Source organism: Pseudomonas frederiksbergensis (assembly GCF_035751725.1).
Taxonomy (GTDB): Bacteria; Pseudomonadota; Gammaproteobacteria; order Pseudomonadales; family Pseudomonadaceae; genus Aquipseudomonas; species Aquipseudomonas frederiksbergensis_A.
Genome location: NZ_CP142104.1, coordinates 341,087 through 355,452 on the forward strand (window position 1 = coordinate 341,087; position 14,366 = coordinate 355,452).

General features: G+C 59.2%; 9 protein-coding genes. 6 read left to right on the plus strand and 3 right to left on the minus strand.

The window, feature by feature from the left end; genetic code table 11:
- Positions 1-106: 106 nt before the first annotated feature.
- The 5 genes from VQ575_RS01535 to VQ575_RS01555 all read left to right on the plus strand — a co-directional run bounded on the left by VQ575_RS01535 (position 107) and on the right by VQ575_RS01555 (position 7,269).
- A complete protein-coding gene (locus VQ575_RS01535) occupies positions 107-3,019 on the plus strand; it encodes an aminotransferase (RefSeq protein ID WP_325918924.1) in 2,913 nt (970 codons plus the stop codon).
- A gap of 190 nt (positions 3,020-3,209) precedes the next feature.
- The gene (aguB, locus tag VQ575_RS01540) at positions 3,210-4,088 is read left to right on the plus strand and encodes an N-carbamoylputrescine amidase (protein WP_039592663.1); all 879 of its coding nucleotides are present in this window, start codon (positions 3,210-3,212) and stop codon (positions 4,086-4,088) included.
- Positions 4,089-4,091: 3 nt separating this feature from the next.
- On the plus strand, positions 4,092-5,198 hold the full coding sequence (aguA, locus tag VQ575_RS01545) for an agmatine deiminase (protein ID WP_039592664.1): 1,107 nt from the start codon (positions 4,092-4,094) through the stop codon (positions 5,196-5,198).
- 242 nt (positions 5,199-5,440) lie between these two features.
- Complete coding sequence (locus tag VQ575_RS01550) at positions 5,441-5,641, plus strand: hypothetical protein (RefSeq protein WP_039592665.1); 201 nt, start codon at positions 5,441-5,443, stop codon at positions 5,639-5,641.
- 341 nt (positions 5,642-5,982) lie between these two features.
- Positions 5,983-7,269: an OprD family porin gene (locus VQ575_RS01555; RefSeq protein ID WP_039592666.1), complete on the plus strand. Its 1,287-nt coding sequence runs from the start codon at positions 5,983-5,985 to the stop codon at positions 7,267-7,269.
- Between the two features lie 100 nt (positions 7,270-7,369).
- Here VQ575_RS01555 and VQ575_RS01560 read toward each other — a convergent pair whose 3' ends face one another.
- The 3 genes from VQ575_RS01560 to VQ575_RS01570 are packed head-to-tail and all read right to left on the minus strand — an operon-like array spanning position 7,370 to position 13,209.
- The gene (locus tag VQ575_RS01560; protein ID WP_039592667.1) at positions 7,370-7,762 is read right to left on the minus strand and encodes an Imm50 family immunity protein; all 393 of its coding nucleotides are present in this window, start codon (positions 7,760-7,762) and stop codon (positions 7,370-7,372) included.
- Positions 7,763-7,765: 3 nt separating this feature from the next.
- Positions 7,766-12,463, minus strand: a complete 4,698-nt coding sequence (locus tag VQ575_RS01565; RefSeq protein WP_325918926.1) for an RHS repeat-associated core domain-containing protein — start codon at positions 12,461-12,463, stop codon at positions 7,766-7,768.
- The gene (locus VQ575_RS01570; RefSeq protein WP_039592668.1) at positions 12,463-13,209 is read right to left on the minus strand and encodes a DUF4123 domain-containing protein; all 747 of its coding nucleotides are present in this window, start codon (positions 13,207-13,209) and stop codon (positions 12,463-12,465) included. Before VQ575_RS01570 ends, VQ575_RS01565 begins: the two co-directional genes overlap by 1 nt.
- A gap of 398 nt (positions 13,210-13,607) precedes the next feature.
- Between VQ575_RS01570 and VQ575_RS01575 the strand changes: the two genes are divergently transcribed.
- Positions 13,608-14,354, plus strand: a complete 747-nt coding sequence (locus VQ575_RS01575; RefSeq protein ID WP_039592669.1) for a 2OG-Fe dioxygenase family protein — start codon at positions 13,608-13,610, stop codon at positions 14,352-14,354.
- The last annotated feature ends 12 nt before the right edge of the window (positions 14,355-14,366 follow it).

Consider the following 14,366-nt stretch of genomic DNA (forward strand, 5'->3'; position numbering starts at 1 on the left):
CCCAAAGGGCAGGGCGGCGCGAGCCCTGGCTGAAAAGAGGGGTTGCTAATCCCCTGGCTCAGTGGCGAGATAAGCATCCAAAACAAAACCACTCAGGGGTCGTTGTATGCCGCTCGCTACGTTGGTTCACCGTGCCAGTTTGCCAAGCCCACAGATCAGCGCCGAACAGGCGTTGGTGCTGCTGCGCTCGAATTACGGACTCAGCGGCGACCTGCGACCCCTCGGCAGCCACCAGGATCTGAACTACCGCGTCGATAGCGAACGCGGCCGGTTTGTGCTGAAGATTTGCCACGGCGACTACGCCATCGAGGAACTCCAGGCCCAGCATGCCGCCCTGAAGGCGCTTGCCGGGCACGGCGCGGTGAAGGTGCCAGCGGTTATTGCCGCCAGTAACGGCCAGGATCTGCTGACGCTCGAAGTCGCCGGGCAGACGGTCCATGTACGCCTGCTGGAGTACATTGACGGCCAATCCCTGACTCAACTCAAGCACCTTACCCCAGACCTGGTGACCGGGCTGGGACGGCTGTGCGCGCAGATGAACCTTGCCCTTGCCGCCTTCGACCATCCGGGCCTGGAGCGCACCCTGCAATGGGATGCGCGCCATGCGCCGGCCTTGATCGACCACCTGCTTCCCGTCATCCAGGACGATCGCCGACGCCAGTTGATCGCCGAAGTCGCGCAACAGGCCGAACGGCGCTTGTTGCCACTCAAGGCCAGCCTGCCGGTACAGGCGATCCACATGGACATCACGGATGACAACGTGGTCTGGCAGCGCGACACCCAGCGCCAGTGGCAAATGCAGGGTGTGATTGATTTTGGCGACTTGGTCCGCACCTGGCGCATCACCGACCTCTCGGTGACGTGTGCGGCCCTGCTGCATCATGCCGACGGCGATCCGTTTTTCATCCTGCCCGCGATCCAGGCCTATCACTCGGCCAATCCGTTGCAGCGCGAAGAACTCCTGGCGCTCTGGCCGTTGATCGTGACCCGCGCCGCCGTGCTGGTACTCAGCGGCGAACAACAAGTGGCTATCGATCCGGATAATCAATATTCCCGCGCCAATCTCGAACATGAATGGGAAATCTTCAACGTCGCCCATTCCGTCCCGCTTGAGTTGATGGAGGCGGCGATACTCAGCGCCGCCGGCCATCGCCCGCCGTCCATCGCCAACGAGGGCTTTGCGCCGCTGCTGCCGACGCTGGTCGGGCGTGATTTCGCCCTGATTGACCTGGGCGTGCTCAGCCCGCATTTCGAGGCCGGCAACTGGGAGCAGGCGGGGATCGACCAGCGTCTGTTGAGCGAAGCCGCCGCTGTGCACGGTTTGGCGGCCAGCCGTTACGGCCAGTACCGCTTGTCCCGCACCCGGCCGGACAGCGCCATCGAGCCCGATACTTATCCGTTGCACGTCGAATTGCATGTGCCGCAAGGCACACCACTGGAGTCGCCCTTCGCCGGCATGGTGCACAAGGATGCCGACGGCCTGCTGCGGCTCGACGGCCCGCAGTTGAGCGTGCGCCTGTGGGGCGTGGCATCGTCGCTGCTGCCAGGGGCCGCGCTGGTCAAGGGGCAGATAATCGGGGAGGTGGCCGGGCCGTTGCGGGTCCAACTGTGCCGGGGCGCGCATTTGAATCCTCCGCTGTTCTGCTCGCCGTCGCGGGCGCAAGCGTGGCAGGCGCTCTGCCCGTCGCCTGCGGCCTTGCTGGGGCTGGCTTGCGATGCCGAGCCGGAAATCGATGCCGAGGCGCTGCGGGCCCGTCGCGATGCGAGTTTTGCCCGCTCGCAGAAGCACTACTATGTCGACCCGCCGCGCATCGAACGCGGCTGGCGCAATCACCTGATCGACATGCAGGGCCGCTCCTACCTCGACATGCTCAATAACGTCGCGGTGCTGGGTCATGGTCATCCGCGCATGGCGGCGGTGGCTGCCCGGCAATGGTCGCTGCTCAATACCAACTCGCGCTTCCACTATGCGGCGATCGCCGAGTTTTCCGAGCGCCTGCTGGCGCTGGCGCCGTCGAACATGGACCGGGTGTTCCTGGTCAACAGCGGCACCGAGGCCAACGACCTGGCGATCCGCCTGGCCTGGGCTTATAGCGGCGGACGCGACATGCTCAGCGTGCTGGAGGCCTATCACGGTTGGTCGGTGGCGGCGGACGCGGTCTCGACGTCCATCGCCGACAACCCCCAGGCCCTCAGCAGTCGTCCGGACTGGGTGCACCCGGTGACAGCGCCGAACACTTATCGCGGTGAGTTCCGCGGGGTCGACAGTGCGCCAGACTACGTGCGCAGCGTCGAGCACAACCTGGCAAAGATCGCCGAGCAGAAACGCCAGCTCGCCGGCTTCATTTGCGAGCCGGTGTATGGCAATGCCGGCGGCATCGCCCTGCCGCCGGGCTACCTGAAACAGGTATATGCCATGGTGCGCGAGCGTGGCGGCGTTTGCATCGCCGACGAAGTGCAGGTTGGCTACGGGCGCATGGGCGAGTTCTTCTGGGGCTTCGAGGAGCAAGGGGTGGTGCCGGACATCATCACCATGGCCAAGGGCATGGGCAACGGCCAGCCGTTGGGAGCCGTCATCACCCGTCGGGAGATCGCCGAGGCGCTGGAAGCCGAAGGGTATTTCTTCTCCTCCGCAGGCGGCAGCCCGGTCAGTTGCCGGATCGGCATGGCCGTGCTGGATGTCATGGAGGAGGAAAACCTCTGGGAGAACGCCCGGGTGGTCGGTGGCCATTTCAAAGCCCGGCTGGAAGCGTTGATCGACCAGTATCCCTTGGTCGGAGCGGTGCATGGTTCGGGCTTTTACCTGGGCGTGGAGCTGATCCGCAACCGCGACACCCTGGAGCCGGCCACCGAGGAAACCACGGCGCTGTGCAATCGCTTGCGCGAGTTGGGCATCTTCATGCAACCGACCGGTGACTACCTGAACATCCTCAAAATCAAGCCACCAATGGTCACTTCGCGGCAAAGCGTGGATTTCTTCGTCGATATGCTGGCGAAGGTGTTGGAGGAGGGGCTGTAGCCCTTTTCCGCGCTGACGGTATTCCCTGTGGGAGCGAGCAGGCTCGCTCCCACAGGTTTTTCGGTGTTCTTGAAGTCGATTTTTGTCGGCATTCTAAGCGTAAATTAGCAGCTTGTTGATTTTCTCCACTTTAAAAGCCGATTTTTATCGGCTATAAAGGCGTCTCTGTCCATCGCCCAGGAGATGAATCATGAGTCGTATCGTCACCGTAGCCGCTACTCAAATGGCCTGTTCCTGGGATCTCGAAGCCAATATCGAGACCGCCGAGAAGCTGGTTCGCCAGGCTGCTGCCCAAGGCGCGCAGATTATCCTTATCCAGGAATTGTTCGAGGCGCCGTACTTCTGCCAGAAGCCGAACCCGGACTACATGCAGTTGGCGACCTCGGTTGACGACAACGTTGCCATCAAGCATTTCCAGAAAATCGCCGAAGAGCTGCAGGTTGTGTTACCCATCAGTTTTTTTGAACTGGCCGGCCGCGCGCGCTTCAACAGTATTGCGATCATCGATGCCGATGGGCGGAACCTGGGCGTGTACCGCAAGAGCCATATCCCGGACGGCCCCGGCTACCATGAGAAGTACTACTTCAACCCTGGCGACACCGGTTTCAAGGTTTGGAATACGCGCTACGCAAAGATCGGCGTAGGCATCTGCTGGGATCAGTGGTTCCCGGAATGCGCCCGCAGCATGGCGCTGCAAGGCGCGGAAATCCTGTTGTACCCGACCGCCATCGGCAGCGAGCCGCACGACAAGACCATCTCGTCGCGTGATCACTGGCAACGCGTGCAGCAAGGCCATGCGGGTGCCAACCTGATGCCGCTGGTGGCCAGCAATCGCATCGGCAACGAAGAGCAGGATGGCTACGACATTACGTTTTACGGCTCGTCGTTCATCGCCAATCAGTATGGCGAGAAAGTCCAGGAACTGAACGAAACCGAAGAAGGTGTGCGGGTGCACAGCTTCGACCTCGACGAGCTGGAACACATTCGCAGTGCCTGGGGCACTTTTCGTGATCGGCGGCCGAACCTGTACGGCGCGATCAAAACCCTCGACGGCTCACTGGAGTCCTGATTGATGACAACTTTGCACAGCACTCCGCGCGCGGATGGTTTCCACATGCCTGCCGAGTGGGCAACCCAGACCCAGGTCTGGATGATCTGGCCCGAGCGCCCGGACAATTGGCGCCTGGGCGGCAAGCCGGCGCAGGCCGCCCATGTAGCGGTTGCTAAGGCCATCGCCCGCTTCGAACCGGTGACCGTGGCGGTGTCCGCCGCGCAATATGAAAACGCCCGGGCGCGCCTCGATGTACCGAATATCCGCCTGGTGGAAATGTCCAGCGACGACGCGTGGGTCCGGGACACCGGCCCGACGTTTGTCATCAACGACAACGGCGAAGTACGCGGCGTCGATTGGGATTTCAACGCCTGGGGTGGGTTCGACGGTGGCTTGTATTCGCCGTGGAACCGCGATTCGCAAGTGGCCGGCAAGATTCTCGAGATCGAGCGCAGCCCGCGTTATCGCACCGAAGGTTTTGTGTTGGAAGGCGGCTCGATCCATGTCGACGGTGAAGGCACCGTGATCACCACCGAGGAATGCCTGCTCAACCGCAATCGCAACCCGCACATGAGCCGCGAAGAGATCGAGGCGGTGCTCAGCGCCCAATTGGCTGTGGATAAAGTCATCTGGCTACCGGACGGTCTGTTCAATGATGAAACCGACGGCCATGTGGATAACTTCTGCTGCTACGTGCGCCCGGGTGAAGTATTGCTCGCCTGGACCGACGACCCGCAAGACCCGAACTACGCTCGCTGCCACGCGGCAATGAATGTCCTGCAAAACAGCACTGACGCCAAGGGCCGCCCGTTCACAGTGCATAAAATGCCGATTCCCGGGCCGTTGTACGCCACCGAGCAAGAATGTGCCGGTGTGGACGCGGTTGAAGGTTCCCAGGAGCGCAATCCGAGCGTGCGCCTGGCCGGTTCCTATGTGAACTTCTTGATCGTCAACGGCGGCATCATCGCGCCGAGTTTCGATGACCCGCTGGACGGGCCGGCCCGGGACCTGCTGCAAAGCCTGTTTCCTGAGCACGAGGTGGTAATGGTGCCGGGTAGGGAACTGTTACTGGGAGGCGGGAATATCCATTGCCTTACCCAACAGCAACCGGCACCGCGCATAAAATGAGTGGCGACGTAACAGCCAGGTGACATCAATCGCAGCGGCTCTATCTCGGCGGTTTTGGATCCATGCTGGCAAGCCCGCGTCCTGATTGGGGCGCGGGCTTTTTTGCGCCTGGATGGCCGGCGACGCGATGACATTGGCATAGCTCTTGTATCGTCATCCGGGCAGTTTCGGGGAGGGGAGCTGCGTTGTTTTGTCATAAACCTCGGATAGATTGGCCGCTCATCAACCAGGAGGGCGCTGGAATGAACATGATAAGTGAGCGCGCATGCCATCCTTTGGCTGTAAATGGTGAGTCGCTTCAAGCCGTGGCGCAGTGGTTGAAGTCCAATGGGACGCGTCAGATCAGAGAGCCTGATCCGCGTCGGATGATCATGGAGCGCTACCCCGTTGGCCTGTTCAGCGAGGCGGAGCTGGAAGCGTTGTGGGACGTGATGCAAGGATAGAACTCAACGGATTGATAAAGGCGCTGCCCGAAAGGACGGCGCTTTTTTTATGTCTGTTGGATTTCCTTGTGGTAGCTGGCTCCTAAATGGATCTGTTCTTAGACGTTTTTCGCCTAATCCAAGATGATTCACGAAATTGACACAGGGTTCAGGGCGCGACTAGGATTCGCCCACGCCTGTGGCCAACAGCCATGACTCTTAAATAATAAAAAGGCCCGACACGATGAACCGTGGGCGGGCCTTTTCATTATTTCCAGGAGCAAGAGTCCGAATAAAGAGCGCAAAAGCGCCATTCCGGTTGCCGGTTGCAGTGCGAATCAACCCGTACAAGGAAAATAATCATGTTGAACAAGCGCATTAGTTTGATCGCACTGGGGATATTGAGCACCACACAAGCCATGGCCAACGACCAGGCTGAGTCCAAGGGCTTCGTTGAAGACAGCAGCTTGAAGGTGCTGTTGCGCAACGCCTACATCAGCCGTGACTACAAGGACGGTAACGAGGACAAGGCCGAATGGGGCCAGGCGGCCATCGGTACGTTCTCGTCCGGCTTCACCCAAGGCACGGTGGGCGTGGGAGTGGATGCATTCGGCTTGTACGCGCTGCGTCTGGACGGCGGTAAAGGACGCACGGGTGCGCAAGGCATCGATTTCTTCAAGAAAGGCGACAGCGGCAACGCGGCCGATGACCTGGCCAAGTTTGGTGCCGCGGTGAAGTTCCGCGTTTCCAACACCGTGCTGGCCTACGGCGACCAGATGCCGGCCCTGCCCGTATTGAGTTATGACAACGGGCGCCTGCTGCCGGAAAGCTACACCGGCACGCTGATCACCTCCAAGGAGATCAAAGGCCTTGAACTGAACGCCGGTCGTTTCACCGCCGAGTCGCGTAAAAGCGCCGAAGGCCGTGACAGCGGTGGCTTGAAGTCGATCAACGTCCTGGGCGGCAGCTATCAGTTCACAGAACAGTTCAAGGCTGCGCTCTACGCCTCTGACGTCGAGGACGTGCTGAAGAAGCAGTACGTGAACGCCAACTACGTGTTCCCGCTGGCCAAGGACCAATCCCTGACCCTGGACTTCAACGGCTATCGCACCAAGCTGGATAACAGTTACGTGCGGGAAAACAACGTCACCGGCGACGACAACAAGATCTGGAGCCTGGCGGCGACCTTTGCCACCGGTCCGCACAGCTTCACCCTTGCCCACCAGCGCAGTACCGGCGACAGCAACCTCGGCTACGCCTATGGCGGCTATCAGCGTGACCAGAACCGTGTGGGTGATGGCGGCAATACCATCTATCTGGCCAACTCCTACTGGTCGGACTTCAACGCCGAAGACGAACGCAGCTGGCAGCTGGGCTACGGCCTGGACTTCACCACCTTCGGCGTCCCGGGCCTGACCTATAACGTGGCCTATGTGCGTGGCGATAACATCACCACCTCCACCAGCGAAGGCGGCACCGAGCGCGAAATCTTCAACCAGTTCAAATACGTCGTCCAGGGCGGCCCGGCCAAGGATTTGAGCGTGCGCTTGCGTAGCTCGTTCCTGCGCGTGTCGCAGAAGTCCAGCGAGTACAACGTCAGCGGTAATGAACTGCGGGTGTTTGTGGATTATCCGATTGATGTTTTTTGATGGCTGTTAACGTGATACATGTTTGATTGTTCCCCCCGGTCTTCGGATCGGGGGGCATGTTGATCCAAATCATCGAGAGTTTTTAGAGGGGTAAGGTAACTCATAGTATTTCGTTTTTATAGGCTGAGGGCCCACATAGTAGTAAGTGTTTGGCTTCAAATTCTATGAGTGAGGTGGCATTGGAGGCTTGGATAGCATATCCATCTCGCTGCTGGGTTATCTGAAGGGTTAGTTTGTTTTCTGTTGGGATATTTACAATTTTTAGATTTTTGGGGGCGCTGCAGTTTAGGCCTATGCGGCACGTGTTGTACCCTGATTGCTTCCATTTCGGCGGTGGAACGTCGGGATATTCTGCAATGTCAAATTCCAAGATGATGGTAGGTGCGCTGTTATCTATGGCCAATGAAAATAATTCAATTTGTCCGATGGGTACGGCGTAAGAAAAGACTTTATTAAAGAAAATGCTGCCTTCGAGGTTGTTCCAGGAAATCATTCCTCACTCCTTAAAGTAATAGTGATCTTTTGCGTTGTGAACTTTTCCTGTTCTTCTATTTTCAATAGGGCGCAAATTAAAGTGAGCTTCCTGGTCGCCTCGATTTTGTGGTTGATGATACTGATGTCCGGCTGAGTGATCTTGGATTATTATTTTAGAACCGTCGGGGCGAGTAAATTGATATTCTCGAGTCAAAATTGGTGTTCCTTCGGTGGTTAAAATTCTTTCACCGGATTTGTCCGTCATCCTTGCATAGCTATATTGTTGTGTTTTTCCGGTGGTGGCGTCGTATACAGGGTCCGGTTGCTGGGACTTTGGTATGCCCGCGTCCGATTTTGCATGCCTAAATGCGCCGTGGCGAGAAGGTTGGGGTGGCGGAGGCTCGCTTTTTTGCTCGCGTTCAATGGGTTTATTTTTATTCCCCGGACAATCCACCAACCCCAACGGATCCACCCACCCCGTCGGGTTCAGGGTGTACCGATACCCGTTGAGCCCGCCCTTGAGCTTGCTCGGATCCAGCGTCAGATACCGCCCCGTCTCCGGATTGTAGTACCGGTGCCGGTTGTAGTGCAGGCCGCTTTCCCGGTCGTGGTATTGGCCTTGGAAGCGCAGCGGTTGTTCCAGGCGTTTGCCGTCGCCGTGGCGCAGTTCGGTGAGTTTGCCATAGCCGTTGTAGCGCGCGGCCCAGACGATTTCGCCCTGGTGGCTGGTCAGTTCCTGGGGCGTGCCGAGGTGGTCGTTGTGGTAGTGGAACGGCGTGGCGTTGTCCGGGCCTTGGCCTTCGAGCAGGGCGAGGGGGCGGAAGGTGCCGGGTTCGTAGACGTAGCTTTGGTAGTAGCGATCGCTGCTTTCGGCGATGACTTGGTCGCCTTGCCAGATAAATTCCGTGGTCTGGTCCGCCACGGTCTTTTCGATGCGTCGGCCGAAGGCGTCGTAGCGGTAGGACGTTTCGCTGCCGTCCGGGCTGGTGATACCGATGAGGCGGTGTTGGCTGTCGTAGCGGTAGTGGGTGACGAGGCATTGGGCTTTGCCGCGGCGTTCGCGGATGAGGTTGCCGTAGGCGTCGTAGTCGTAGTGGCGGTCGCCCTCCATGAGCAGGCGATTGGCCTTGAGGGTGGTCGGGCCGGGACGGTCTCGCAGCAACAGGTTGCCGGCCGGGTCATGGGCAAAGCGTTCGGGGCCTTGGCTGTGGGCATAGTCGATGCGGACCAGGCGATCTTGCGCGTCGTACTGGTAGCTGCGGCGGTTTCGATTGTCGGAAAGCGCGGCGAGGTTGCCGTTGGCGCTGTAGGAGTAATCGCGCCAGAACAGTTGGTGCTGCTGGGTTTGCCAGACGGTCTGGGCCTTGAGGCGGCCCTGTTCGTCGTAGCGGTAGTCGCTGAGCAGCAGGCCTTGCTGGCGTTGGGTTTCGCGGCCGCCCTTGAAACGATGCTCGGTCAGGCAGGTGCCGTTGAGGTCGATGGCGATCAGCGCGCCGCCGCGGGCGTGGCGGTAGTCGAGGGTGCTGCGGTCGGGCAGGCGGCAGTGGATCAAGCGACCAACGCTGTCGTAGCGATAACGCAGGGTGGCCCAGCCTTGGTGTTCGGCGACGAGGCGGTCCTGGGCGTCGTATTCGTAGGCCAGCGGCCAATGGCCGTCGTCGACGCTGACCAAACGGCCGAGGGCGTCGTAGCGGTAATCGACTGCTGTGCCGTCCGGCAGGGTCTTGCGCAGCAGGCGCCCGGCGCTGTCGCGCTGATAGGCAGTGATCAGTTGGCTGCCGTCGGCGCCGAACTCGGTCTTTTCCAGCAGGTGGCCGTTGAGGTCGTAGGCATAGCCGGTGCGCTGGCCGTCGAAGCCGGTTTCCTGTCGGATCAGTCCGTTGGGCGTGTAGTCCAGATGATATTTTTCGCCGGATTCGTTCTCGATGTCCGTCAGCAACAGCCGCGCCGAGTCGTAGCGATATTTCAGCTCGCTGCCGTCGGGGTTGAGGCGGCGGCTGATCAGGTGCAGGTCGTCGGCGTATTCGTAGCGGGTGATACGCCCCAGTTCGTCCCGCTCGGCGATGACCTTGCCGTAGGCGTTGTAGCTCCAGGCGCGGGTCGCGCCGCTGGGCAAGGTGGTTTGCAGCAAGCGGCCCACGGCGTCCCATTGGTAGTGGGTGATGGCGCCGTATTCGTCCTGGCGGGTCAGCAAACGCCCCAGGGCATCGTAGGAAAAACACCGCTGGCTGCCATCGGGCAGGGTTTCTTCCACTAATTGACCAAGCGTGTTCCAGCTCAATGAATGAGCGCTACCGTCGGGGTGGCTGATGAGCCTCAGGCGCCCCTGGTCGCTGTAGTGGTAGTACGTGATGTTTCCGTCAGGATCGACCTGTCGGGTTATGTCGCCTTGCCGATTGCGGCGGTATTTCCAACTGGCTTTGCCGCGATGGACGTCGCTTACGAACCCGTTCACATGCTCGTAAATCACCGCTTCTTCATCCGGCGCAATGACGGCTGTCAGCAAGCCGTCCTCGTCGTAGCGGTATTCGGTCACGGCGCCCAGCGGGTCTTGCTCGGCGATCAGCTGGCCCTTTTCGTTATAGGCCTTGCGATGTTGCGCGCCGTCCGGATCGGTCTTGCTGATGAGCCGGGCCTTGTCGTCGTGGGTATAGACCTCCTCACTGCCGTCGCCATGGGTAACGGTGACGCTGCCCTTGTCGTCCCAGGTATAACGGGCGTGCATTTGCGCGAAACTGGCCCAGTGACGAACGCAACGGACCTGTTTCCCCTCGTTTTCCCATTCCCAGAAAAAACTGGCGCCACCGGCTAGCTGTCGTTCGACGATGACGTGTTGCTCGTCGTACCGATAACGCTCCGTCTCGCCGCTGGCGTTGGTCGCCTCGACCAGACGATGCTGGGCGTCATAATGGTAGGTGACCAACGTCTGGACGGTCGTCCAGCACCGTTCCAGCGTGTTCTGCGCATTGAACTGTTGGTAATCGACCGCGACGATGCGACTGCCGTTGTAGCGGAAGAGCAACCCTCTCCCGGCACCGTTGTCCAGGCGCTTGATCTGCCCAAGAACGTCGCGGGTGACGCGCAGCCGGTTGCCATAACTGTCGCTGATGGTCTCCAAGGTTGCGCCATCGTTGCGCAGATGAAAGTGATAGAACGAGGGCCGTTGGCCTGCTTGAGCCACGATCAGCTCGTTGGGAGCATTGCCCAGGTAAATAGCTGCACAGGACAGACTGTTGGTAATCGTTGGGCGCTGCTTGGTCGGGCGCGGGAAGCGGATGGATCGATTTTCGTGATCGGTCCAAACGACTTCTTCACCGGTGATGTCAAGCCGATGGGCGAGCGCGTGGCTCCAGCCGTAACCCAGGCCGCAGTCGATTTCCACTGCGCTGGTTCGATACAGGCGAGTCCACTCGAACGGCAACAGGCCGTCGAGTTGGCCATCGTCGAGCGTCAACAATTCTTCGCCGGTCACCATCGAGACCGGGCATTTGTCGGTACAGGTATGGGCGACGGGCTCGGCGCTCTTGCCGGTCGGCGTGGTCGCCTGCGTTGAAGCATCGTCAACCGTCTTGCCCGCGACGAGCCTGGCGTTCCTCTTGCCGTCGATGCGCAGCTCGACCGCGCCTTTTTTCATGGGCGCCGCCGTGCCCCGCACCGCCACGGGAATGTACTGGGCGACGTACCCCATGAAGCCATTGATGACGGCGAACACGGACTGTACGAAACCGGTCACTGCATCAAGGAGGATTTCCCCGTATTTTTTCACCCGTGCCGCGAGATAAATAACGCCGGTACCCTCGGCAACCACTGTAAGAACGATTGCCAGCACGATGTCGATCACGATTCCCATGACCGCGGCGGTGGTCATCCTTGCGGCATCGCCGGCCACCTGCATCGGCGGCAGACTTGCCAACCAGATCAGCGCACAGCGCATCATCAGGAAGAGCGCAGCCTCGTCGCTGGCCAGCAGCATGGCCTTTTTCATGACCTCGGGTGTTTGTCTGGCGACTTCGATGAGCCGATCGGCCCCTTCGCCCAGCTCATCCATGAACTTCGCCGGATTTTTCAGCATGTCCAGCACCAGGCTGATGCCGTCCCACACACCCTTGATGGCTTCCCATCCACCTTCGAGAATGCCACTGCCCACCGCTATGGCCATACCGGATAAGGACAGGCTCGACCACTGCTGCCTGTACCCCGCCGGGCCTTCCCATTTATTGCGCAGGAATGTTTCCAGCTCGCCTGTCAGCCCGTCGTAGGTGCCGAACAACGCATCGATCTGGTCGGGCGTGACTTTGCTGTGCACGCGTACCTGGTAATACTTGCCGGGTACACCGTCGGTCCAACTGGCCTTTCCTTGGGCGTCGAGCCTGACTTTGCTGATGGCCCCACTGTCCACGTCGACGATTTCAACGTCGATATTGCCGATCGGGATGTCATAGACCGACTCGAATTTGCTCTCGATCAGCAAAGGCCCCTTCAGCGGGCATCTGGTTACATTCGAGTTGAAGTCGCTATCACTCACTGCCACAGTTTTTTGACTGTCACCGACCTTGACGATGCGCTCCATACCCATGAGAGACGGCAGATCACGAAGTCGGCTGAAGTCATCGGCCCGCTGCGCATACCAGGTTTGGGTCTGCTCTTGATAGCGCTTCAAACTGTCCTTGAATGTCGCAAGCTCCTCATCGACGAAGGCAACATGATCCTTCGCTGACATCAACATTGCTCCCGAGCCAGCTCGTTCAGCAGGATTTCATGAACTTTTTCCTGATTCGTTGCATGGCGTACGCAGCGGCTGACTTTCAACTTCAGATTGCTTTCGGGCCAAGCGGTAAAAAGATCCAAGTGCTCTTCTTCAAGCCACTGCATCAGATTTTCCACCCGTGCCGAAGGGTTCTGCTCCGACAGCGCATCGAGCAGATGCTTCGGCATTTCCCACCACGGCCAATCCTTCACCGCCGGCACCTTCGTCGGACCGATATCCAAGGACTTTCCGTTGATCAAATAACGCTCGAACACCGGCAACATATCCCCGGCGGCATCACCGAGGCCTTCAAGGATCGAATGAAAGAATCGCCCATCCCAAAACCGAAAAAAGACTTCGCGACCGTCCGGCATCTTCACTTGCGTCAGGCTGCGCAGGTGCGCCAACACCTCTTCTTGATCACACCGCGAAACGGCGAGCCAGCCCCAGTCGAGGCTGTCGGTTTCGGCAATCCAGGACAGGAATGCCGAGCCGGGGTCGAGCTTGGTCACGTAGGGCATGACCGGTTGCCAAGCGGCGTAGGGCGTTTCGCTCCAGATGGGTAGCAACGGATGGACTGGAACCGAGGTGCGGAGGGCTTGCAGTGCATCGGCCTCGCTCGCGGCACTGATGATCAGGTACAGATGCGCGTTTTCCCGTATCGGCTGTTGCGCCAGCCATGTCCTGGGGTCGAGGGGCGTAAACGTGGGTGCCGCCATGGGGCTCTCCTTGCCGAAAGATGTGCATTCGGGGATCTGCCCCGATGAGGGCCGCACATCTATCAAGGAATGAGCCAGGTTTAGTGAAGGCCCATGAGCCGGCGTGTTGAAGCGGGGAGGCGGGTGTCTGAAAGCGGATGATGCGGTAGGGTTGGATAAAAAGTGCTCAACAAATTGCGCGCTGCTGCGCCGTTTCTTGCGCGTTGGAAAAGCAGAATTCGTAGCCACCCGTTGTAAAAATGACGTCGCAAATACGTCTTTCCGTGCAAAAAAATCGGACTAATGAAACGTTTTGCACCGTTTCAAACGCCACTTGAAATGCTTCAAATACTTTTTCATGGACGCAAATCCTGCACCTAATAGATTAGTCCGCTCAATGCAGCGGAGACCTATGAAAAATGATCGTTCTGAACAGGGAAGTGGGCGAAGCGCTAAGACGTGACAAATACGTCAACGTCCGCGGTGGAGACTTCAATCTCTACGGTCATTTCGGCGATTTTGTCCGGCTGACCAAAAGCTGGGAAAACATGGAGCCCGACAGTTATTACGGCCAGGCCGAGTCAGGCATGCGTTTTCGCCGCTACAGCGACTTCGAATACAACCCCACGACTCGCGAGCTCAAGCAGCTCGAACACCGGGCCTATGTCCAGTCCAAGGCCAACAACAGTTACGTCGGCGGATTGGAGCGGCACTTCCAGGATTTCTCCAACGAAGTGATCAATTCCCCGGTGATGCGCAGCCTGATCGACACAGACTTCGAGGTGTACAAGAACGTCTTGCCGCAGGAACTGCATGATGAAGTCTGGCAATGCCAGATCCATCAGATCCGCATCGAGATCAAGCCGGGCAAGCAGCTGGAAATCACCCCGGAAGGCATCCATTGCGACGGCTATCCGTTCAGCGGCGTCCATTTCTGGGGCCGCAATAATGTTTGCGGCGCAGAAAGTCGTCTCTATAGCGCCCAGGAAGAGCAACTGGCGGCAACCACCTACGAGGATATCCTCGATACGACATTCTTCCTCGATCGTGACATGCGCCACTATGTGACCCCAGCGCGCAACGTCCACAGCCACGAGATGGCGTTCAGGCAGATCCTGGCGATCTCCTTCTCGCGGCCCGGGACCGCTTTTGACATTGTTCGCTGAACAGCTCGAACC